Source organism: Hyphomicrobium sp. (assembly GCF_019753045.1).
Lineage (GTDB): Bacteria > Pseudomonadota > Alphaproteobacteria > Rhizobiales > Hyphomicrobiaceae > Hyphomicrobium_B.
Genome location: NZ_JAIELN010000006.1, coordinates 41,757 through 63,334, shown reverse-complemented (window position 1 = coordinate 63,334; position 21,578 = coordinate 41,757). Strand labels below are relative to the sequence as shown.

The window sequence follows — 21,578 nt, the reverse complement described above, 5'->3', positions numbered from 1 at the left end:
GCAAACATCAGGGTTTGATGACAAGGCCCCAAGGGAGGCGGCCAACGGGGACTGATTTCTCCGCCTTCAGGCTGGCGACATCGATTACAGTGACATCGTTCGAGAGGCCGTTGGCGGTGAAGAGCTTCGTGTGATCCGCGTTGAAGTCCATATGCCAGGGGCGCTGGCCAACGAGGATAAGGCTCAACGTCTTGTATGTGGCGGTGTCTATGACCGCGATACGATTGGCCCGGCCTAGGGCAACGAACGCGCGCTTGCCGTCGGGTGTGAACTTCACGCCCATCGGCTGGATCAACTCCGGCCGGACCCCCGGGATATCGAACGTCAGTCTTTGCTTGATCTTGCGTTGATCCGCGTCGATCACCGATACGGTGCCGCCGACTTCCGCAGTGACCCAGACCTCTTTTCCATCGGGCGTGTAACGGGCAACCCGCGGGCGCGTATCGACCAGCACGTTGGCGATAACCGTCATCGATTTGATATCGATGAAATGCGCCATGCTGGTCGATTCCGATGTCGCAACCACGATGGTATCATCCGGGGACACCGCCATACCTTCGGGCTCGACGCCGATCTGAATCTCTCCGCGCACGGCCCCGTCGGCAGCGCTTATCACCGTCACCATGCCGTCGTCTTCGTTGGCGATGTAAATGAACTTGCCGGCGTGATCGATGTCGAGCAGTTCGGGATCTGGACCTGATGTCTCGTGTGTGCTGGTGATTTCAAATGTCGTCGTATCCATCACATCGAGGCGATTGTCGTCACCCGCACAGATGAAGAGCGTTTTGTAATCAGGAGAGAGCACCATTCCGCGCGGCCGCTTTCCGACGGGAACGGTCTTGACCACTTTCAGCGTACCCGTATCGAGCATGGTAATGGTGTTGTCTTTTTCGTTGCTGATGAAGGCTGTGCCCGCGAGTGCCGGGTGAGCCATACAGAACGAAATAATCGCCAGTTTCCAACCTAATCGCATCATTCAACGCCTATGATCGTTGGCCTTAGTTTCGCTGTCGGCATTTCGATTCCGGTTCGTCGTAGCCGAGCGTGTCGGTGAGGTATTTGGGATGCAGGAAGCCTTCCTGTGGCGATATCGAAACCAGTGCCCGCGGCCCCGCCAGCAGGACCGGCTGGCGCAACTGACGATCCCATCGCCGGAAATTCATGCCTTGCGATTTGAACCCGGCGACCTCGAATTTGTCCGACAGCAGGTATGACCGGAGCACGCCCGGATCCGCCGAGTTGGTGCGCGTCACCGCTTCGCCGAAGGTGCGCACGGCAAGCCAGGCGGAATAATCGCGCTCCGTCATGACGCGGCCGGTCTTGCGTTCGAACCGGTTCTGCATCTGCGTCGCGGCGCTCTCCTCATAGGAGCGATGCCATGAAACGGCGGTCAGGCCGTGGGTACCCGCAACAGGGCGCGGCTCGTAGCTATTGAACAGAAGGTAGTCGCCGAAACTTTCCTCGACATCCGCGACGATGATGACGTCGGCATCGCCGAGGCCCTGCGTGAGCAATGGCATCTGCTTCTGAATCTGCTGATGCCCGGTGTCGGTGCGGCGGGAACCCGCAACATACGCATAAGACTTCTCGCCGACGATTTTTCCGCCGAAGCGCGCCGCCGCTCGGCGCACCGCGGCCGCATAGTCCTTATCCTTCGGCATCTCGCCAGAGATCAGCGCCCACTTCCGCCATTGCTTCCAGATCAGAAACTGGGCGAGCGCGTCTGCGCGCATCGCCCAATCGGGAGGGATGTGAAAAATGTTTTTTCGGCAGTCTTCGTTACGAATCCTGTCGTCGCTCGAGCGGATGCTCATGATGATGGCGTCGTTTGCCTCGGGAAGATCCGCGACGGCGAGAAGATCCGCCGGTTCGAGGTCCGCGACGATCAACGAAACGCCCGACTTGAACAATTCGAGCGCTTTCGGCTTGATATCCTCGCCTTCCGGAACAATGGCTTCGACAAGCGCATAATGCTGGCCGATCAGGCGGCCAGTCATGTTGTCTTCTACGAGCCCAACACGCGCGCCCTGGATGCCCTTATCCGTGTAGATCTTATCGACAAGGGAAAGCGGCTCGGCTTCGGCGTAGGTCTTCCCGAGGTAAGCTATTGTGATGCCAAGCGCCGTGCGCGCGCCATCTCCGGGCGGAGCTTCATTGCTCCGCACCGGATCAGCCAGACACATCAGGAATGCCGCCAGCACTAATGCTAACCCTTTGGCAACTTGCATTGTGCTCGCAAGGACGTACGGGGCGCTTCGCTGTTGCCTCGTCACCAGGTCCTCTTCGAGCCTTTGTAAAGCGAGTGAACGAAGGCAATGATCTTCCACAATTCGTCGTCGTCCTTGATGATTTCGCCGAATGGCGGCATCGGTCCGACAACGCTTTCCTGACCCTTGCGGCTCAGCCCGTAAGTCTTCTGCAGATCCTGGCTGCCGTGCGAGATCAGCCGGAAGAGGATGTCGTCATCGCCGCCGTAGACCCAAGTTTCATTCGTGAGCGGCGGACACATGCCACCACCACCGCCACCACCGTGGCAGCCATTGCAGCTGTATGAGAAGTAGAGCTTCTTGCCCTCTTCGATCTTGTCGGCCTGATCCGTGTAGGGGTTCTTCATCGTCCCAATGGGATTGGCCTTATCGACTTCGAGCGGGGGCTTGTGCGTGACCTCCGTCGGCTTCCTGGCCTTGAATTCTTCATAAGCCTTGGCTGCCGCTGCTTTGGCTGCAGCCTGCGGATCATCGTCGTCATCGGCCATGACGATGTTCGCGGATACGAACAACGCCGCTGTGCCCAGTATCAAGGCAGCGATAAATACAGATACCCAATTCCAATTTCTCACGAGCCGATCCTTCCCTGCATATTCAAATTTACCCCAAGTGCTCAAATCATTGGTTCGGCTGACAACCGACACTCTCCATTTAACGCGTTCGCCATTGCCGAAATTTCCCGAAATTGATTGTCACAACGCGCCTCAATTGCTCCGCTCCTGAGAGAGAAGGCCAAGCAGGCTGACGACCGAGGTGTTGCCGTTCTGGCGGGCGAGATCGGCAGCGGTCTGACCCTGCGGTGACTTGAAATTCGGATCAGCGCCGGCCTGTGCCAGTAGACCGACGATCGGAGCATTGTTGTGCGCGGCAGCAAGGAGAAGCGCCGTCACGCCCGAGCCCGAAACGTCGTTGACCTTCGCGCCTTTGGCGATCATCGCGCGGGCGACATCAATCGGACCTGGATCGCCGGGATTGACCTTTTCTATTCGCGATACTCCGGCGGCCAATGTCAGCTCCCGGTCTTCGGAGCCGGAAATCAGCATCAATGGCGTGAGCTTCGCCTCTCCGTCCGCCGTCTCGACGTTTGCTCCGGCGGCGATGAGAGCGATCGCCGCCTTGTATTTGCTTTCCAGGATCGCCAAAGCGAGCGGCGTCACGCCTGCGGGCGTACGTGCCTCGAGATCGGCGCCGTGGCTCCCCAGTGCTTCTATGGCCGGCGGCGAGTTACGCAGCACAGCATGCTGCAACGGCGTGTAGCCGTCCCGGTCCTTTATGTTGACGTCAGCTTTGCGGCCAATCAGTGCAGTAATGATTTCCGGACGCTCGTTTCGCGCAGCGATGTGCAACGGCGCATACCCTTCGCGATCGAGCTTGTTTACATCGGCGCCCTTGTCGATCAGGAACGAGATGCGATCTTTGTCATCGGCAAGTACAGCGTTCGCCAGCTCCTGGTTGATGTCGGCTCCTTCTTTGAGCCAATTTTCGAGGCGTTCACGCGTGACGTTCTGATCGGGCGCGATCGCGACGTGCACAGGGTTCGCCGCCATAACGGGCTTCGTATAGATGCCGTGCGACGGAAGATCCCCGGCGACGAAGCAACGGCTGCATTGCACGAGCGGCACGCCATAGTCCCGCAGTATCTTTTCGATCTCGGCCTTCTTCGCTTCCAGCGCCAGATCGAATTTGTACTTGAGGATCCAATCGATCTTCCGGAGACCGATCGTCAGGTCGAATTCGAGCGGAACATCATCCTCGTCGAGATTGACCGGCTGGATGACGAGCGGCTCGCCCTTCATCGTCTTCAGCCAGCCGGCAAACGGCCCCCACACCGCCGCAACGTCGAGTTTCCCGTCGATGACATCCTGCACTTGCCGCCAGGGCTGGGCCGCGGGGTCGAGGTCAGAATTGTGGCTCAGGACGTGAAGGCTCACATTGCTGCGTATGCCGCGTTCAGCCAGCGCCATGCGAATGCCGGACGTCTGAAACGTACCGATGGAAAGCTTCTGCAGCTGCGGATCATCGAGATCCTTGATCTTCAGGCCGCGATCAATGCGGTAAGCGAGGACGTACGTCGTCCGATAGATCGGCTCGGTCGTCAGGACTCGCTCGAAGCCGACCGGCAGATCGAGCAGGACGTCACAATCGCCGGATTCGAACGTCTGCCGTGTGATTCCGCGTTCGAGATAGGGCCGCCAGAAATAGGTAACGGATGTACCCATCTCGGCAGCGATGAGCTCTATGATCTTGTTTTGGAAACCCGCGCGATTGATATCCGAAAGCGGCAAGTTACCCGGATCGCCGCAGACCCGAAGGGCCGGAATTCGCCGTTCCATCGCGGCCTTTTTCAGCGCGTTGTGATCGGCAGACGTCAGCGGCATCTGCGCTTCGAGGCGAGCGAGCGCAGCCTCGAGACGATGCTTGTCTTTGTCAGTCGGGGCATCGGCGGCGAAAGCGGACTGGCCGGCGATATTCAGGCCGGACATCAACAGTGTGGCCGCCAGAGCCCGGAAACGCCGCGGACGCCGCAGACTGCGATCAAAAGCCATTGAGGTGACTCTCATTTTGAAATCGCGCGCCTTGTTCGGGGCGCTCATACCGACGACGGCGCCCGGCGAGCAATTCGCCGGGCGCCAATCGAATTCTCTGCGAAGCGGGACTATTCCATCACCCGGAACGTGAAGAGCGTTCCGGCCTGGGGAATCTTGTCGAGGTTTGCTGCTTTGGTCATGGCCGTGGCGCCGATCGCACCGAACTTGTCGTTGAGATCGAGGCCTGCGGTGACGGGTACGCCGATCCATCCGCCAATACCCGACAAGATCGAGATATACTGCTTGCCTTTGATCTTGTAGGTGATCGGATTGCCGATGATGCCTGAGGCGAGCTTGCGATCCCACAGGACCTTGCCGGAGTTGCGATCGACTGCACGGAAATCTCCGCCAAGCGAGCCGTAGAACATCAGGCCGCCGGATGTGTTGAGCGTGCCGCCCCAGTTAGGATACTGGTCCGGAATTTCCCAATCGGTCTGGCCGGTCAAGACATCGTACTTTTTGATCTTGCCGGTGACGCCGGGCTTCTCCGGGAACATGAACACGTTGGCGAACACGTAGACCGTGCCCTGTTGCGTGTGGCTGCGCTCCTGCGGCTCAAGCTCCATGCACCAGTTGTTCGTGGGGCAATAGAACTTGTTGGGCTCTGCCGGATCGACCGAGCACGGCTGCTGGTCCTTGCCGCCCATCGCCGACGGGCAGGCATTGACGTTGCGGCCACGTTCGAGCGGGGAGTGCTCGCGGACCTTCACCGGCCGGCCTGTCTTGAGGTCGACCTTCTCGGCCCAGTTCACGGTGACGTACTTGTTGGCACGGAGCAGCGTGCCGTCGGTCCGGTCGAGAACATAGCTGAAGCCGTTGCGGTCGAAGTGAACAAGCGTCTTACGGTCTTTGCCGTCGACGTTCATGTCGACGAGAATATTCTCGTTGACGCCGTCGTAGTCCCACTGATCGAACGGAGTCATCTGGTAAGCGAAGACCGCTTCACCCGTATCGACCTTGCGCCCGAAAATGGTCATCGACCACTTATTGTCGAACTCGCCCGTGTTGCATTCCTCGTGCGTTTTCTTGGCGCAACGATAAGCGGGGCTCCACAGGCCAGGGTTGCCTGTCGAGTAGTAGACCATCTTCAGTTCTGGATCGTAGCTGAACCAGCCCCACGCCGAACCGCCGCCGATCTTCCAATCGTCGCCGACGTGCGTGTGGATGCCGAGATCCTTGCCTGCCGTACCGTAGTGCGGGTTGGCCTTATTGGTTTCCGGCGTCAGACAGACGTCCTTGTCGGAGCCCGTCGAGTAGCATTTCCAAACCTGCTTGCCGGTCTTCAGGTCGTAGGCGTTGACCCGGCCGCGGGCAGCGAACTCGTCACCGCCGAATCCGATGATGACAAGGCCATCGGCGATAAGCGGCGCGTTGGTGATCGTCTCACCTTTTTCCGGCCACGCATGCTTGACAACCCAGGCTTCCTTGCCGGTCTGGGCGTCGAGAGCGATGAGGAAGCCGTCGAGCGTGCCGAACACGACCTTTCCATCGCCATAAGCCGGGCCGCGGTTGACCGTATCGCAGCATGCCCGCGGCACTGCGGTCTCGTCACGGTCCGTCTGCTTCACGTAGTTCCAAATCTGCTTCGGGTGGTCGGGATCGGAAAGATCGAGACCCTGTACGATATTGCACTTCGACATCTCGGGGCAGCCGGAGACGAAGAACATCATCGGCTTGCCGCCAACGTCTTCGATGACCACGGGCTGCCCTTCATGACCGCGAAGCGCGCCGGTCGATTGCGACCAGACCATCTGCAGCTTCGAGACGTTGTCGGCTGTGATGTCCTTAAGCGGGCTGTGACGGGTCAAGGCGTTGTCACGGCCCGGCGCAGCCCACTCGTTGGGATTGGCCGCGCGTTGCGCAACTTCATCTTCGGCAACCGCTGGAACGGAAATCCCGATCAGCGCCGCCAAGATTCCGCCCGCAAAATAACGGAGCGAACTCATTCTCATTGTGCTTCCTCCATAGCCTTTCATTTTCACCGCGGTCCGCTTTCGCCGATCACGGCACGGCTCTTTTCCGGCTTCGCAGCAAACAAAGAGACTTCGTTCCGCGAACCGGCTGGTCGCGGACTGAGAAACGACGAAGTGATTTGGCTAACTGCGTGCGTCGGGTCGTTATTCAGCTGTACCGCTTGACGCGAAACAGCCCGCTGTACTTCAGCGTGAGGACGCTAATGTTCAAATTTTTCCGAAACCATGGGAGTTGTTCCTAGCGCGTATAGGAAGGCTTCCTGTTCACGCGGATGTGATGTTATCACGACGCATAGGGATCAGTTTTGCCCCCGAAATGCCATCGGACGATAGAAGCCAAAAAAATCGGCGCCGAGCGGAGCACGGGAGAAAACCGCTCGACGCCTTTCAACGTGGCATTTGCAATATGCCGATAGGCTTCGACATTCCGCCACGGGCAATTCTCCCGAATTCTATGCCTCAAAATCCCGGGAGCGATATTTCAGTTCAACCGTTCGTGAAAATCGGGTCTTCAAGGCGCAAGGACGAGCGACGCGAGCTTATCGGCCAAGACGTCGAGATCCTCCACGCCGTCGCTATTCGTCAGCAGAGTTACCGACACCCAATGTTCGGTGCGGGGACGGACGATCAGGTTGAAAGCCGTATAGCCCGAGACGGTGCCGCTGTGAAAATAGCGGTCCACGCCATCCTTGTGCGTGATGAACCAACCTGCACCATAGTAGGTCCATACATCGACGCGCGCAGAATCAGAGAGCATGACGTCGCGCATAGCAGGCGTCAGTGCGCGCCCCTCCATCAAAGCCTTATTCCATTTGAAAATATCGAGGACGGACGAAGCAACGTCGCCGCTGCCTTTCAACCAATCCGGTTGTGAGAACCGCGGCCGCCGGCGGTAGTGCGGACTTGCCAAGCGATGCGCAAAGCTTGGATCGTTTCCGAAGCCCGTATCTGCGAGGCCGAGGCGCGAAAAAACTTCCTCCTGCAGAATGCGGCGGTAGTCGCGCGACACGCCATCGACCTCGACGGCTTCCATGAGTTCAGACAGCAGGAAGTAGCTCGTGTTCGAGTATTCGAAGGATCCGGGAAAACCGCTCGGCCGATAGCCTTTTATGCCATCGAGCAAGCGTCGCGCAGGAACGGCTCCCCAGGGATCGAGCTCATGAGGTGGCCGGCGCGTGAAGTTCGGGAGGTTCGACGTCATCGACAAGAGGTTACCCACGGTGATGGGTGGTCCCCCTTCGAGCGTCCAGCCATCTGCAACGTCGAGCAGGCTGGCAAGTGGCGTAGCTGTGGTCAGCGGGGAACCATCACGCTGGACAACTGCATGCTTCTCGATGAGCCGAAGGACAGCAGTAGCCGTGAACTGCTTCGTTATCGAGCCAACCATGTAGATCGTTTGCGCCGACGCCGAACGATGCTGGTCATCGACGTCTCCAAATCCATCGGCGTACAGCAGTGTTCCGTCCCGCCCTATCGCGACACTCAGCGCAGGGAGCGGAGACGACTTGCCATCAGCGCCTGCGGCCGCGAAGTTTTGGATCAACGTCGCGGCGGACGCAGCGAGCGAGCCCGATCCCTCCACGGCTCCTGCCGGGGTACGCACGAGCGCAGCGGCGACCACAGCTAGAAGCAATATCCAACGGCAAGCAGCCATGCGCGTCCTCGGCCCGCGGCGCGTCCCAATGCGTTGCCGGTGCCGCTCCCGACATAATCGGGAATATTTCCCTAGCGAAACGCCGATTGCAACGGCTGGCAGAGGAGTATTCTAAGCCTCATAGTTCAAGCAACCGCTCAGTCGTCGTTTTCTCATTCGCCATCGATCGCAGAGGAAACCATGCAATCCATTTTGCGCAAATTCTCGACGGCATTTCTTTCCGCCGCGACCGGCCTCACGGCTTTCGCATTCTCGGCAGTGGCAGAGGATGACCCCTGGCCTGAAATTCAGAAAGCGCTCTTTGCCAACAGGCCGGTGCAAGACGACCCGGCGAGTGTCCAGATCTTCGCACCGAACCAGGCGGACGACGCCGCCGTCGTTCCTATTTCGATCAAAATTCCATCAAAGGTCGCAGCTTCGGCGAAGACGCTGACGCTCATCATCGACAGAAACCCTGTGCCGGTCGCCGCGAACTTCGCCTTTGGCGATGGCTTCAGAAAGGGACCCGACGTCGGGGAAAGAACGCTCGCAACGCGCGTTCGGGTGGATGCTTTCAGCCGCGTTCGCGTTGTTCTCGAGACGACGGACGGCGTGCTCCACATGGCATCGAAATTCGTCATCGGCTCGGGAGGATGTTCGGCCCCTGCTTCAAAGGAACCGGAACAAGCGCTCGCACAGATGGGAAAGGCGCATCTTACGATCTTGCGTGACGACTCCAACGGCAAGGATTGGCGCGAAGCGCGCGTGATGATCAAGCACCCGAACTTCACCGGCATGCAGATGAACAAAACAACCGGCCACTACACGCCCGCTCGCTTCGTCAACGCCATCGAAGTGAAGCAGGGCAATACCGTGTTGTGGTCGATGGAGGGCGGAATTTCGATTTCGGAAGATCCCAATATCCGCTTCACGTTTGCAACGGAGAGCCCCGCCGATCTCGAGTTTACCGCGACAGATACGGCCGGAGCCAAATTCCGGGCGACGGGCTCGATATCTCCGCCTTCGTGATGGCTCCGCCTTTCGGCGCCGTTTCGGCAGTCAGCGGACACGTCAACGTCTTGCGCAGAGCATCGACGAGTTCATCCTCCGTCTCGACCGAGAGATAGAGGCCGGCGGTTTGTTCAGCGAGGCAGCGCGCGCCGAATATCGCTCCGAGCCCCGCCGCATCTCTATGACGGTAGCCGATAACATGGATCGTCAAATCAGTTGAATCCGCTTTCAACGCCTCAGCCAGTTCACAGGGCTTGCCGCCGCATGTCTCTTCACCGTCGGTCAAGAGAACGATGACCGAGGGATTGTGCCGGTAGTCCAGAATATCTGCAGCATCGCGAACCGATTGCGTTAGTGGCGTGCGGCCCATGGGCTGAACCTTGTCGACCTCGGCGACGATCGTCGGCCCAGCATTGAGTTGCGGCCGAACCTTCAATTCAACGCTGTCGCATTGGTTGTGGGCCCCCTCGCCGTAGATGATCAGCCCCATTCGGCGGGATGGCGGAATTTCCGGAAGAATACGATGGAGCGCTCTCTTCACCCGCTCAATGTGCGGTTCCTTTGCGGTAAGATCCGTCGTCCCCATCGACCCTGACGCGTCGAACACGAACATCAGATCCTTCGTGCATTCGGCCTTTTTGTCAGCCGGTTCGGCGCGCACAGAAACCGATACCGGCGATATAATCAGGAGCGCGCAGAACATGCTCAGACGACAGAGCCAATTCGGGAAAAGCGCTCTTCCAATCATCGGATTGAACTATTGGGCCGGAAGGCGTGACAGATCCCATATCCGCGCCTTGCCATCATAGGACGCCGTCACGACCTTGCGTCCATCGGGCGAGAATTCGGCATCCTCGACCTCCATCAGGTGACCGGCCAGGATCGCCAGAGGCAGGCCGGTTTTGGCATCCCAGACGCGCGCGGTCTTGTCGTGAGACGCCGTCACGAGACGCGTGCCGTCAGCGCTGAGCGCGAGGCGCATGACATAGCGATCGTGCCCCGCGAATGTCGCAACGACCGCTCCCGTCTCGACATCCCACAGCTTCGCCGTCTTGTCGGTCGAGGCCGAATAGATCTTTGTTCCCGTGTGGTCGAAGATGACCCGCAGGACTCCGCGCTGATGCCCCTCGAGCTTTCGAATGAGGGTGCCCGTGTTTGCATCCCAAATGCGAACGAACTTATCGCTCGACGACGTCGCGACTTTCTTTCCATCGGGACTGAATGCGACGCTCGTTACCATGCCGCCGTGATCGCCCAGCGTGAAGAGCAATGCTCCAGTCTTGGCGTCCCAAATTCTGGCCGTCCGGTCGTTTGACGACGTCGCGATGCGTGAGGCGTCCACGTTGAATTCGATATCGGAGATGTTGCCCTGGTGGCCGGTCAGCTTCAAAAGCTCCTTTCCGCTGCCGGCATCCCAGACGCGGGCCGTCGTATCGAGGGAACCCGTCGCTATTTTTGACCCGTCTCGGCTGAAGGTGACGGCTTCCGTCATCGCCGAATGACCAACGAGTTCGCCGAGCGCGGCGCCGGTCGCGCCATTCCAGAGGCGCCCGGAGCCGTCTCGCGCGACGGTCACAACGATTTTTCCGTCAGGGCTGAATGCAGCGTTGCGCACACCTTGCTCGTGTCCCTTTAGCGTCGCGATCTCGGCGCCGGTCTCGGCGTTCCACAGCTTGGCGGTCTTGTCACTTGATGCCGTTAGAACGCGCTTTCCATCGGGACTGAACTGAGCCACCCAAAGATCGCTCGTATGACCGGCCAATACGATCGACGGATCGGTGATAACGACGCCGTCGGCTCGGCAATTCACCGGCAAGAGCGCGCACATGGCGAGGACGACGAAACTCAGGCCTCTTGCGAACGACATCCGAGTCTCACCCGTCCATCAGAACCGACCGGAGATTGCTAACGAACAATAGGCACCGGCAATGGGAATAATTCCCAAACTTTATTTCCTCTTCATCCAATCGTTGCGCACCGAGCCGAAGCGGTCTTAGAGATCCGCTGCGTGCGGATGGAAAGAACTCCGCCAACCACAAAGAGCCGCCGCCCTTCCGGAGACACCCATGCGTTTGACAGCTCTGCTTCTTGCACTTCTTCCAGTTATTGCATTCTCCGCTTCCTCTGCCTCCAGCGACGATGCGCAAGCGACGTTGCCTGAGCGAAAAGCCGGGCTCTGGGAGCTCAAGACCGTGATGGACGAAGGTAACGGACCGCGCGACCAGTCGATGAAGCTCTGCGTTGACGGCCAAATGGAAAAGAATACCGTTTCCGCGAGCGTCCTCGAACACAAGGCAAATTGCACGTCTTACGACATCAAGTCCGCGGGCGGCGCCACCGAAGTCAATTCCGATTGCCTCTATAACGGCCGCAAGGTCATGAGCACCACGAACATGTCGGGTGACTTCAAATCCGCTTTCGAGATCAAGATCCAGAGCACGACGACAGACCCCGAGCAGAAGGCTCAAAGCGTCGTCGTCAAGCGAACGATCACGCAAGTCGGCAAGTATGTCGGCGAGTCGTGCGGTGACCTCAAAGCGGGAGAAGCCGAAGCGTCCGACGGAACGCGTATGCTGGTTCAGTAAATTTCGAGAGATGGATCAAAAATGCGTCGTCTCACCGACATCGCTCTTGCTTGCGCATGCGCGACACTCCCGGCATTCGTATCCTTAGCGTTCATCATCGCCATCTGGCCAGCGTTTGCGGCCGATGGCGTGGCCGCTGTGCAAACGATCAACGATTGTCCCGCCGCGCACTGTCCGGACATGGTCGTCATCCCAGCGTCGCCGCCGGGATTCGAGATCGGCTCTCCGGAAGACGAGCCCGAACGTTTGCCATCGGAGAAGCTGCATCGCGTTTCGATCGGGTCATTCGCGATCGGCAAATACGAAGTGATGGCTGCGGAATATATGTCCTGCGTCGAGGCGAAAGCCTGCCGGCCACCTGAATGGCTCGAGCCTGGCGGCGAGCACAACATCTACACAGGCAGCGGTGTGACGTACAAAAGCATGGCGGACTACATCAAGGGCGACAATCAGCCGATCGTCGGTATCAGCTGGGACGATGCCACCTCCTATGCCGACTGGCTGTCCAAGAAGACCGGTCATCACTATCGCCTGCCTTCAGAAGCGGAATGGGAATATGCGGCGCGGGCTGGCAGCAAGACTTCGTATTGGTGGGGACGAGACGTCAAGAACAACGGCGAGGTGATGGCCTGCTGTCGCGGCTGCGGTAGCGAGCGCGATGGCACAGGCGCTTATCCGGTCGATAGCTTTAAGCCGAATAGCTTCGGCCTCTATAACGTCCACGGCAATGTCTGGGAGTGGGTCGCCGACTACTACTGCGACGACTACGAAACGGGTCCGAAAGACGGTTCCGCACGTCAATCAAAAAGCTGCGGCAAGCCTGGCGCGATTGAGGGACTGCGCATTTTTCGGGGCGGCTCGTGCTTTTATGAGCCGCGCCAGATGCGCGCCGCTATGCGGCTCCGGAATTGGCCGTTCTTTCGCAATCAGACGCTTGGCTTTCGAATTGCCAGAGATCTTTCGCCCTGAGCGCCGACCGAATCTCGATCGCGTTCAGACGAGCTTTAGCTCAACGGCGATGCGGACCATCTCCGACGACGTGCGCGCATTGAGTTTCGTGCGCAACATCGCGCAATCAGCCGCAATAGTCTTGTACGAGACTGAAATATCGTTGGCGATTTCAGCGATGCTGCGCCCCCGGGCCAGCATCCTGAGAACGATGTGCTCACGCTCGCTGAGTAAAGCCGTCGTCCCCGGCGCGCGCGACCGGATAAGCGCCATCTCCTGGATTAGCTCATCGGATATCCAGGAGCCCCCGCTCGCAACCGCGAGGACGGCATCTCTCAAATCGAACGGATTGCCGTTCTTGCTGACATAACTTTTCGCACCACATTCGATTGCCTGGATAGCCAGCATCGGGGTGTCGCTCATCGAAAAAACGACGATCCGTGCGTTGGGATCCTTGGAGACAAATTCCCGAGTGAGATCGAGACCTGAACCGTCGGGAAGATTGATGTCGACAACTGTGACGTCCGGCGTCTCGTCCTCCATCGCGACGCGTGCCGCCGAGACCGTGCGCGCCTCGATCATTGTCACTCCGTCATCTTCCGAAAACAAAGCCCGGCAACCCGAGATGACGATAGGATGGTCCTCGACCACGAGAAGCTTCACGTTGGCTCGCGCTCTTCTTGACTTCCAGAACAACTTTGGTTCTAGCGAGCGACGACCGATTATCAATATCCAATTTCTGGGAAATTTTCCCGATCAGCTGCGAGCATTCCCATGTCCATTCAGCTGCGTCTCAATCTTGCAATCGCGCTTCTCTCGGCGTTGGGACTCTTTTGCATGATCGCTTTCATTCTCATCGATGCAAAACCGCGTGTGGATGACGAAAACGCGAGCACCATGCTGCTGACCGAGACGCTGATCCGATCCTCACTGTTGCCGCTCAAAGATTCGCAGGACCCGAAAGCAGCGCTGCTAAACCTTGTGGGCGAACTCAAGAATATGCGTCACGCATCGGTGTCGCTGGCTTCGCAGGCCGAGGCCGAACGCCCCGCCAATCAGGACGACATCGAACAATCCTGGCTCGTCGGGTACAAGGGCCATCCTTTCGTACCGGTCAGGATCCCCGTCGAAGGCCACGGCGGGCTTATCGACACCATCGTCATCATGCCGAGACCAAGCGATGAATTCTCGGAACTTCTCGAAGCCATTTTCCGGATCTTCGAATGGGGCGTCATCATCTCGACGGTGACGCTCGCTCTGACGTGGCTCATTATAGATCGCTCTCTCAGACCCATCAATGGTCTACGCGACGCGATGCGTCGCATGGCGGACGGAGAGTTCAACCTTCGCGTTCCCGAAGCGGGACCACCCGAGATCAAAAGCATCTGCGGAAGCCTGAACGGCCTAGCTGCCGCACTGCAGAAAGCACGACAGGACAATCAGCGGCTAACGAGCAATATGATCCTGATCCAGGATCAGGAACGCCGCGACATCGCTCGCGAGCTGCATGATGAACTCGGTCCCTACCTGTTCTCGATCCGAACCGACGGGATGCTTCTCGGCCGCGAACTCGAGCAGGCTGAACCGGATTTAGGGCGAACGCAGCGGCTGAATAGCCAAATTCTCGATCACGTCGACCTGTTACAGCAAACAAACCGCAGAGTGCTCGAGAGATTGACTCCTCCCGGCCTTTCCGAACTCGGCTTGAGCGGCGCTCTTCGCGCGATGGTCGAGATGTGGCGGAGGAACAAAAGCTCGGTCGCCCTCGAACTTGCAATCGATGGTTCGATCGATACGCTCGACGAAACAACGAAGTTGACGGTCTATCGGATCGTCCAAGAGGGACTGACGAATGCCTTTCGGCACTCCGGCGCCTCGATCATTACGGTCGACGTGTCTCAGCAGCATGACGATGCCGTCAAAGTGAGCGTGCGAGATAACGGTCGCGGACGAGCGGATTCGTCAGCAGAGGGATTTGGTTTGAAAGGGATGCGCGAGCGCGTCAATGCACTCTCGGGTTCATTCGCATTGTCCTCAACCGCTGACGGCGGGACTTTTCTGCAGATTTGCCTGCCGGCTGCGACTACGGGGCCGACCGAGCAAGAAACGCCGCGGCCAGGAGATCTCCTTCAAGGCGAATGATGTCTTCGATCCGACTCGCCGAAGATCCGACTCGCCGAAATGCCAGATCGGTCGCTGCTATACAGTTGGCTGCGTTGCCCGCTCCTAAACCCAAAGCAGACATCGCCCAACTTACGCCGAGCTGCCGATCTGCGTTGGACTCCCGCGGCGACGCGACATCGCACTCTCACATTTAAGGCGTCGCTCAACCGTCGGCCGCCCCAAGACCGTCACCCATTTGTTGGGGCTACCGCAACGACACCGCGACCGATGCCGGCTCTTTGCCGGGCAGGAATGCCCGGAACATGAACCCTGCGAACGCGAAGACGCCGAACGCAAAAACGACATCGCCAGGCACTCTTGCCCAAACCAGCGACTGCATGATCGGACTATGGATGAACTCTGCCGAGCGGGCATAGGTGTAGCCATGCTCGATACTGGCATAGGTTTGTAGGATGCCTTGCGGCAGAAGCGAGAGGAAGGTCATCATCGCCAGACCGATATTCAGCGACCAGAAGGAGATGCTGATCCATTTCCGGTTCCACCGGGTGACGTCGGTCAATCCGCGCATGCAGTAGAGCGTCAAGCCGAGCCCGAGCATACCGTAGACGCCGAATAGCGCGGCATGACCATGGTTGGCCGTCGTATTCAGCCCCTGCATGTAATAGAGCGCGATGGGCGGGTTGATCAGGAAGCCGAACAGGCCGGCGCCCACGAGATTCCAGAACAGGACGGCCGCAAAAAACATGAACGGCCAGTGATAGATCTCCTCCCACGCGGCCTCATGCTCGACCTTGTGCCGCGTGTAGGCCTCGAAGCCGACGACCAGCAGAGGGACCACTTCCAGTGCCGAAATCATCGCGCCGACCGCGATCACCGATGTCGGTGTCCCACTGAAATAAAGGTGGTGGAAGGTTCCCAGCACCCCGCCAAACAGAAAGATGATCGTCGCGAACAGCACCATCACGGTTGCTGTGGAGCTTCGCAGGATGCCCATCTGCACGAACAGCAGCGAGATGATGGCTGTTGCGAACACCTCGAAAATGCCTTCGACCCACAGATGCACCACCCACCAGCGCCAATACTCCATCACTGCGATGTTGGTGTGTTGGCCCCACATCAGGCCTGCACCATAGAGCAGCCCGATGGCGAGCGCCGATACCAGCACGAGATAAATGAGCGACTTGCTCCCCTCTCGCCGCAGCACGGGCCAAAGCGCGCGCACTACCAGCGCAACCCATAGAAGCAGGCCGACGAGTAGATAGATCTGCCAGAAGCGGCCAAGATCGACATATTCGTAGCCCTGATGCCCGAACCAGAAATTCGCCGTCAGGTCGCCAAAGAAGCGGTGGACGGCCGCCCACTGGCCGGCAAAGGAGCCGATGACGATAATGAGCAGGCTGACGAACAGGAAATTGACGCCGAGCCGCTGAAACTTCGGGTCCCGTCCTCCGAGCATCGGCGCGACATAGAGCCCGGTCGCCAGCCACGCGGTAGCGATCCACAGCACCGCCAGTTGCGTGTGCCATGTGCGGGTGATCGTGTACGGGAGATATTCGGCGAAGGGCAGGCCGTAGAGTCCTTGTCCTTCCACCGCGTAATGGGCGGTGACGATGCCGAGCAACACCTGCGCCACGAACAGCGCGCAGACGATCCAGAAATATTTCGCGGTGGCGCGCATTGACGGCGTGATGACGGCTTGCCCGAGAAGGTCGGCCGTCGCCATACCGCCTTCCGGCAATATGTCGGCGCGCCAGACGTCAAACTGCTTGGCGTAATACGCGATGAGCGCGCCGGCGGCCGCAAGCAGCAGGATGACCGAGGCCAGGCTCCACAATAGGGTGCCGGTGGTCGGACTGTTGCCCACCAGCGGTTCATGCGGCCAGTTGCTGGTATAGGTGATGGTCTGGCCCGGACGGTTCGTGGTCGCTCCCCAGGCCGTCCAGAAATAGAAGGCGCTGAGCTGACGAGCTTCAATAGTCGATAGCCGACCATAGACGGGGAAGGCATAGTCGCGGCGGAGTTTGAGCGACTCGGCGTCGCCGCCATCGTACAGGCTGACGAAATGCTGCTGCACCTGCTTGATCGCCTTGGCGCGAGCATCGCTCACCGTTATGACGCCCGACGTCGGGTCATAGGTGTTCCTGCGCATTTCTTCCTGTAGCGCCGCCTTTTGCATGGCATCGGCTTGCGTCGCAGATGCCCCCGTGGGTAGCGGCACGACGGGCTGGGCGAGCAGTGCTTCCGCTTCCCGGTGCAGCCAGTCGGCGCTCCAGTCGGGTGCCAGATAACTGCCATGGCCCCAGATCGAGCCTTGCTCCATGCCGCCGATCGATTGCCAGATATTTTGGCCGGTCTCGATGTCCGCGCGAGTGAACAACGTTTCACCACCGGCGGATTTCACCGCTTCGGGAATGGGGGGAGCTTGCTGATAAATTTGCTGGCCGAGCAGCAGCAGGATGCCGAACATGACCACCATGCCGACTGACAAGATGATCCAGAGCCTTTTGATGCTGAAGGTCGTTTGATAGCTCGTCATGCCCCGAACCCTCTCCGCTCAAAAAAGTCCGTGGCTACCGCCCACGGCGCCGAATATCGTTATGATGCTGACAGCAAGTAAGAGCTGATGCAGCCGCATCATTCGCAGGAAGTCTCCTTCCGGCGACGTTGACACGGCGAGGCTACGATGCAGATGCAGCGGCTCAATGACGAACAACATCAGTGCGAAAATCGCCCAAAGCCCCACCATCAGGTGCATCCACCAGAAACGCATATCGAGGAAGCGACTCCACAGATCCGCACGCATCACCAGCCATAACCCGCTTGCCCCGGCTAAGACGACCCAAAGGCGCGCCTGCAAGGCGAAGCGTGCTTCCAGTTGCTGAAAACGGCGCAGCCGATCTTCGGGCGCTTCCGTTGCCTTCAGCGTCGGCATCACAACCCAGGTGACGAATCCGACACCGCCGACCCAGAACAGGACTGCGATCACATGCAGGCTGCGAGCCAACGCGAGATCATCCATCGGAAACGCTCCTGCCAAGGCTTGGGCGTTCCCGGTAGAATTCGACCTGCATTGTCATGTGGCCTAGCGGCACGACGTAATGGCTTGCTTGCGGTGGAATGATCCCGGGATTGTCCGGCGTCACCAGATGCTCGCTGGGCGGATCTAAAAAAATCAGTCGCACTTCGCCGTCAAGCACCCGCAGCAGCCCCCACGTGCCCGCCTTGGTGCGGTGATCCTTGCGCAGAGCTTCGGGCAGGCTCTGCTCGTCGAAAATCGGTGACGCGCCATAGAGTGAGGGTGCCGACGTCATGGCGCGGCCCTCGCGGAGATGGCGGCTAGGCCACTCCGGTCGATCCGGATTCTTGTGCGCGGGAATCTGCTCATGATATGTAAGCCCCGCCGCAATAAGATGCATTCAAAATGAATTATTTGCACAGCTTGGCGGGAAAATCCAGTATATGTGAATCTTTTATGAGATTATCGCTCCAAATCGACTATGCCCTTCGGACGCTGATGTTTTTGGCCGTCAAAGACGGGCCACCACTCGATCTGTCGTGATGCCGGCATGCGCGCTACGTCATGCGCTGGAAGCTTTCGCGTGGCATCTCGACCAATTCGCCATCGCCGATCTTGTGCCGAATTTTGAAAGCTTCAGACGGCAACTGGACCCGCATCGCGCGACGCACTAATGGGGCTGTTGTCCAAATCATTCCGCAGCCTGCGTCGACCCTCGAAGAACTCGAGTACGACAGAATAATTCGACACGAGGCTGGTCAACGCTATCCTGTGCGAACTGAATCCCGAATATGCAGACATGGCGCGCGAGCGCATCGATGAAGCCGCCGCAACGCCGTTGCAGAAGAAAATTGTGCGTGCCAGATGCAGCACCAAAAAATCTGTGTGTGATGGCTTCCAGGCGAGCCTTTCCTTTTGATGTGTTGAAGACTCAACCTAACATTTTTGCTCCTTATTTCATTGGGGGCAACATGCCGGAACTCACGCCTGCGGAGCAAATGCTCTACTCAACTGTGAAGCTCGTCACAAAAGGCGGTGGCGAGGTGCGCGGAACGGGCACTGGCTTCTTCGTGAACTTTGCTGTGCGCGGTCAATCGATGGTTCCGGCGATAGTTACGAACAGACACGTAATCGAAGTGGGCGATGAAGTTACCGCGCTCTGTCACTTGGCCAATGAAAACAAGCCGTCCGGAAAATTCGCCCAGTGCACCATGCCTACAACGGGGCAAGACGTTTTTCGCCATCCAGATGACTCCGTGGATTTGTGTGCCATTCCCATCGGCCAAATCATGCAGCAGGCCATGGCGAGTAAGACGCCGCTCTTCTGTGTCTATCTCGGACTAGACTTGATCCCGTCCGATGAGGACTGGGAGTATTTCGACGCGATAGAAGAAGTGACGATGATCGGGTGCCCTAACGGGATTTCCGACGAGGCGAACAACCTTCCCATCGTGCGCAGGGGGATTACGGCAACATCCCTCGGCAAGAGATACAACGGCAAATCGGAATTTATGGTCGATATGGCGTGTTTCCCTGGTTCTTCGGGGTCGCCTGTATTTCTCCATGACCGGGCGGGGTATCTCGATCGCAGGACCAACTCCTACATGATGGGGGCGGGCCGCGTCCGGCTTGTGGGAGTGCTCTACGCAGGGCCGCAGATAACCAGCCGAGGGCAGATCATACTCGCGCAGCCATCCGAGTTTTCGGTGGCCACGATGATGCACCTTGGGGTCGTTATTCGCTCAAGCGAACTACTCGCCCTAGATGCTGAGATAAGAGGACGTGTCCTCGAGCCGCCCGCGCAATCTGCCGGTTTGGTAGCATGATAACCCCGCACAAAGTGCGGAGCCACCTCTTCTCTTGCGCGGGATTCCTCACCGCGGCGCGAACCCGCCGACATGCGCCTGTTCCTAAGTTTGTTCCTAAGCGCGGCGGCCGCTAGAGGCCCTTTGGCCCATCAATTAAAAACTCTCAAAGACTTGGCAATACATTGATTTTTACTGGAAATTCGGACGCTGGCGGACGGGTGCGGATTAATTTATGGCGGAGAGGGAGGGATTCGAACCCCCGGTACCCTTGCGAGTACTCCGCATTTCGAGTGCGGCGCGATCGACCACTCTGCCACCTCTCCGGAAGCCGCGGCGCCAAACGGCGAAGTGGGCTTGTAGCTTCGCTTTTCCCTCTGCGCAAGCGGCTCAGAGAGCCGCATCCCAAATGAAGTCGAGCGTCCTCGTCGCAGGGCCCGTCGCCTCGTATCCACGCGCGACGAGACGGCCCGCCTTGGCATCCGCAACCATCGCCAGACGCGTCTTCTCGTTCAGCACCGGCGGAACGAGCCATCCGAACTCGGTATCGAACAGAGTTTCGGTTTCCCTCATGAGGTTTGCGCGCTCGCAGCTGCCTTCGCCGCGCGACGTGCCCCGCCAGCCCGGCGTATGCCAGTGATTGGCGGCTACCGCGTCGTCCTCTCGCACGCGCGCCGCGTCTTCGGTGCGCTCGATGACGACAGTATCGTCCGACGCCATACCGGCCAGTGTGAAGATCGCGGGCGTAGAGATCGGCTGCTCGCTCAACATCCGGCACGCATCACTGAAATCCCGGGCCTCCTCGGCGACCCTCCGTAAGAGATGAGCGGGCGTCGGATGCGGCATCTTCCAAACGCGGCGGCGGTTCGCGGCCCAATCCAAATAGAAAAATCCCGTCGGATCCCGCATAGGGGCCTGATTGAGAGCGGCCGAAAAGCGGCCGGGCGCCATGACTTGCAGAACCCCCGTATAACCGGGCCACGTCACGACAGCGAAGGGCCCCGCGGGAGCACCCGTAACCTTGGCGCAAACCAAATTGCTGCCCAGGCCGGGCGTCTTCCAGTCCAGAACCCGAATAAGCCGCGCCGAGTCACGATCCGGCGATGGCGCCGCGCGACAGGTGCACCCCCACTCGTAGTTGATCGAAAAGAAGTAGGCGCCCGGCCGCCCGAGCAGCTCCGCGATCATGTCGATCTCATTGAGATGCCGGTTATTCCAGCGGACGAGCCACGCCCGGGAAACCTGGTCGAGGCCGACGAGAAGCCGCCTTGGATACCGCCGGGTGGCAATGTCGAGGAGGGCGTGCGTCTTACCCGGAGACGCGCGAAGCGTCGCAAGCGGAAAATCCGGCCCGGTTTCAATGACCGGAATCTGCGGTAGCGCAGCCAACTCAGCTAGCGTCCCGGAAGCCCTAGCTGCAACTGCCATAACCGTTCCGTCTTACCCTCGAGTTGCCGATATATTGACCATGAAATGGGTATGCTCTTTACGAATTACGACGGCATTTCCGTTCGTTGGGCGCACGGCCGAAACGCCGCATGGCAATTGACAATCGGCCTCACTTCGACAATAAACCGCGCCTACCGTGGGCAGGAAAATTGCCCGCGTTGAATGCGCTGCCCGAGGCT

The 21,578-nt window shown here is 59.0% G+C and carries 18 protein-coding genes and 1 tRNA gene; 5 read left to right on the top strand and 14 right to left on the bottom strand.

All coding sequences use genetic code 11. The features are described from left to right. Positions 1-7: 7 nt before the first annotated feature. The 6 genes from K2Q04_RS07080 to K2Q04_RS07055 form a co-directional block, all read right to left on the bottom strand. On the bottom strand, positions 8-934 hold the full coding sequence (locus tag K2Q04_RS07080; protein WP_291161185.1) for a PQQ-dependent catabolism-associated beta-propeller protein: 927 nt from the start codon (positions 932-934) through the stop codon (positions 8-10). A 64-nt stretch (positions 935-998) separates the two neighbouring features. Beyond that, positions 999-2,228: an ABC transporter substrate-binding protein gene (locus K2Q04_RS07075; protein WP_291161182.1), complete on the bottom strand. Its 1,230-nt coding sequence runs from the start codon at positions 2,226-2,228 to the stop codon at positions 999-1,001. Between the two features lie 41 nt (positions 2,229-2,269). After that, complete coding sequence (locus K2Q04_RS07070; protein ID WP_291161179.1) at positions 2,270-2,839, bottom strand: cytochrome c; 570 nt, start codon at positions 2,837-2,839, stop codon at positions 2,270-2,272. A 132-nt stretch (positions 2,840-2,971) separates the two neighbouring features. Further along, complete coding sequence (locus tag K2Q04_RS07065) at positions 2,972-4,813, bottom strand: quinoprotein dehydrogenase-associated putative ABC transporter substrate-binding protein (protein WP_291161176.1); 1,842 nt, start codon at positions 4,811-4,813, stop codon at positions 2,972-2,974. 110 nt (positions 4,814-4,923) lie between these two features. Continuing rightward, the gene (locus K2Q04_RS07060; protein ID WP_291161171.1) at positions 4,924-6,807 is read right to left on the bottom strand and encodes a PQQ-dependent dehydrogenase, methanol/ethanol family; all 1,884 of its coding nucleotides are present in this window, start codon (positions 6,805-6,807) and stop codon (positions 4,924-4,926) included. A gap of 532 nt (positions 6,808-7,339) precedes the next feature. Then, positions 7,340-8,482 carry a serine hydrolase domain-containing protein gene (locus K2Q04_RS07055; RefSeq protein ID WP_291161170.1) on the bottom strand — a complete coding sequence of 381 codons (1,143 nt, stop codon included), beginning with the start codon at positions 8,480-8,482 and terminating at the stop codon, positions 7,340-7,342. Between the two features lie 180 nt (positions 8,483-8,662). On the opposite strand from K2Q04_RS07055, the gene K2Q04_RS07050 reads away from it, so the two are divergent. Next, a complete protein-coding gene (locus K2Q04_RS07050; RefSeq protein ID WP_291161169.1) occupies positions 8,663-9,490 on the top strand; it encodes a quinoprotein dehydrogenase-associated SoxYZ-like carrier in 828 nt (275 codons plus the stop codon). On the opposite strand, the gene K2Q04_RS07045 is transcribed toward K2Q04_RS07050, so the two are convergent. Next, a complete protein-coding gene (locus K2Q04_RS07045) occupies positions 9,426-10,085 on the bottom strand; it encodes a vWA domain-containing protein (RefSeq protein WP_291161166.1) in 660 nt (219 codons plus the stop codon). The genes K2Q04_RS07050 and K2Q04_RS07045 overlap by 65 nt on opposite strands. Before the next feature lie 144 nt (positions 10,086-10,229). Continuing rightward, a complete protein-coding gene (locus tag K2Q04_RS07040) occupies positions 10,230-11,339 on the bottom strand; it encodes a WD40 repeat domain-containing protein (protein ID WP_291161163.1) in 1,110 nt (369 codons plus the stop codon). Positions 11,340-11,538: 199 nt separating this feature from the next. Between K2Q04_RS07040 and K2Q04_RS07035 the strand changes: the two genes are divergently transcribed. Next, positions 11,539-12,057, top strand: coding sequence for a DUF3617 family protein (locus K2Q04_RS07035; RefSeq protein ID WP_291161160.1), 519 nt, complete (start codon positions 11,539-11,541; stop codon positions 12,055-12,057). Between the two features lie 21 nt (positions 12,058-12,078). Beyond that, positions 12,079-13,026 carry a formylglycine-generating enzyme family protein gene (locus K2Q04_RS07030; RefSeq protein ID WP_291161157.1) on the top strand — a complete coding sequence of 316 codons (948 nt, stop codon included), beginning with the start codon at positions 12,079-12,081 and terminating at the stop codon, positions 13,024-13,026. 24 nt (positions 13,027-13,050) lie between these two features. On the opposite strand, the gene K2Q04_RS07025 is transcribed toward K2Q04_RS07030, so the two are convergent. After that, entirely contained in the window at positions 13,051-13,668 is a 618-nt protein-coding gene (locus K2Q04_RS07025) for a response regulator transcription factor (protein ID WP_291161154.1), read from the bottom strand. A 111-nt stretch (positions 13,669-13,779) separates the two neighbouring features. Here K2Q04_RS07025 and K2Q04_RS07020 point away from each other — a divergent pair, with 111 nt between their 5' ends. Then, entirely contained in the window at positions 13,780-15,147 is a 1,368-nt protein-coding gene (locus K2Q04_RS07020; protein WP_291161151.1) for an ATP-binding protein, read from the top strand. A 226-nt stretch (positions 15,148-15,373) separates the two neighbouring features. On the opposite strand, the gene K2Q04_RS07015 is transcribed toward K2Q04_RS07020, so the two are convergent. The 3 genes from K2Q04_RS07015 to K2Q04_RS07005 are packed head-to-tail and all read right to left on the bottom strand — an operon-like array spanning position 15,374 to position 18,440. Then, positions 15,374-17,665: a nitric-oxide reductase large subunit gene (locus tag K2Q04_RS07015; RefSeq protein WP_291161148.1), complete on the bottom strand. Its 2,292-nt coding sequence runs from the start codon at positions 17,663-17,665 to the stop codon at positions 15,374-15,376. Between the two features lie 18 nt (positions 17,666-17,683). Continuing rightward, a complete protein-coding gene (locus tag K2Q04_RS07010) occupies positions 17,684-18,148 on the bottom strand; it encodes a hypothetical protein (protein ID WP_291161145.1) in 465 nt (154 codons plus the stop codon). Beyond that, positions 18,141-18,440, bottom strand: a complete 300-nt coding sequence (locus tag K2Q04_RS07005; protein WP_291161142.1) for a DUF1971 domain-containing protein — start codon at positions 18,438-18,440, stop codon at positions 18,141-18,143. Before K2Q04_RS07005 ends, K2Q04_RS07010 begins: the two co-directional genes overlap by 8 nt. A gap of 523 nt (positions 18,441-18,963) precedes the next feature. Between K2Q04_RS07005 and K2Q04_RS07000 the strand changes: the two genes are divergently transcribed. Continuing rightward, positions 18,964-19,971, top strand: coding sequence for a serine protease (locus K2Q04_RS07000; RefSeq protein ID WP_291161139.1), 1,008 nt, complete (start codon positions 18,964-18,966; stop codon positions 19,969-19,971). A 215-nt stretch (positions 19,972-20,186) separates the two neighbouring features. Here the strand turns inward: K2Q04_RS07000 and K2Q04_RS06995 are convergent. Beyond that, positions 20,187-20,276 (bottom strand) — tRNA-Ser (locus tag K2Q04_RS06995). Between the two features lie 64 nt (positions 20,277-20,340). Continuing rightward, on the bottom strand, positions 20,341-21,378 hold the full coding sequence (locus K2Q04_RS06990) for a hypothetical protein (RefSeq protein ID WP_291161136.1): 1,038 nt from the start codon (positions 21,376-21,378) through the stop codon (positions 20,341-20,343). Positions 21,379-21,578 lie beyond the last annotated feature (200 nt).

Excerpts from the sequence above, each read along its gene's own strand:
- K2Q04_RS07080 (WP_291161185.1), bottom strand. The coding sequence starts at position 934 with ATGGCTCACCCGGCACTCGCGGGCACAGCCTTCATCAGCAACGAAAAA.
- K2Q04_RS07075 (WP_291161182.1), bottom strand. The coding sequence starts at position 2,228 with ATGCAAGTTGCCAAAGGGTTAGCATTAGTGCTGGCGGCATTCCTGATG.
- K2Q04_RS07065 (WP_291161176.1), bottom strand. The coding sequence starts at position 4,813 with ATGGCTTTTGATCGCAGTCTGCGGCGTCCGCGGCGTTTCCGGGCTCTG.
- K2Q04_RS07060 (WP_291161171.1), bottom strand. The coding sequence starts at position 6,807 with ATGAGAATGAGTTCGCTCCGTTATTTTGCGGGCGGAATCTTGGCGGCG.
- K2Q04_RS07055 (WP_291161170.1), bottom strand. The coding sequence starts at position 8,482 with ATGGCTGCTTGCCGTTGGATATTGCTTCTAGCTGTGGTCGCCGCTGCG.
- K2Q04_RS07050 (WP_291161169.1), top strand. The coding sequence starts at position 8,663 with ATGCAATCCATTTTGCGCAAATTCTCGACGGCATTTCTTTCCGCCGCG.
- K2Q04_RS07045 (WP_291161166.1), bottom strand. The coding sequence starts at position 10,085 with ATGTTCGTGTTCGACGCGTCAGGGTCGATGGGGACGACGGATCTTACC.
- K2Q04_RS07040 (WP_291161163.1), bottom strand. The coding sequence starts at position 11,339 with ATGTCGTTCGCAAGAGGCCTGAGTTTCGTCGTCCTCGCCATGTGCGCG.
- K2Q04_RS07035 (WP_291161160.1), top strand. The coding sequence starts at position 11,539 with ATGCGTTTGACAGCTCTGCTTCTTGCACTTCTTCCAGTTATTGCATTC.
- K2Q04_RS07030 (WP_291161157.1), top strand. The coding sequence starts at position 12,079 with ATGCGTCGTCTCACCGACATCGCTCTTGCTTGCGCATGCGCGACACTC.
- K2Q04_RS07020 (WP_291161151.1), top strand. The coding sequence starts at position 13,780 with ATGTCCATTCAGCTGCGTCTCAATCTTGCAATCGCGCTTCTCTCGGCG.
- K2Q04_RS07015 (WP_291161148.1), bottom strand. The coding sequence starts at position 17,665 with ATGACGAGCTATCAAACGACCTTCAGCATCAAAAGGCTCTGGATCATC.
- K2Q04_RS07010 (WP_291161145.1), bottom strand. The coding sequence starts at position 18,148 with ATGGATGATCTCGCGTTGGCTCGCAGCCTGCATGTGATCGCAGTCCTG.
- K2Q04_RS07005 (WP_291161142.1), bottom strand. The coding sequence starts at position 18,440 with ATGACGTCGGCACCCTCACTCTATGGCGCGTCACCGATTTTCGACGAG.
- K2Q04_RS07000 (WP_291161139.1), top strand. The coding sequence starts at position 18,964 with ATGAAGCCGCCGCAACGCCGTTGCAGAAGAAAATTGTGCGTGCCAGAT.
- K2Q04_RS06990 (WP_291161136.1), bottom strand. The coding sequence starts at position 21,378 with ATGGCAGTTGCAGCTAGGGCTTCCGGGACGCTAGCTGAGTTGGCTGCG.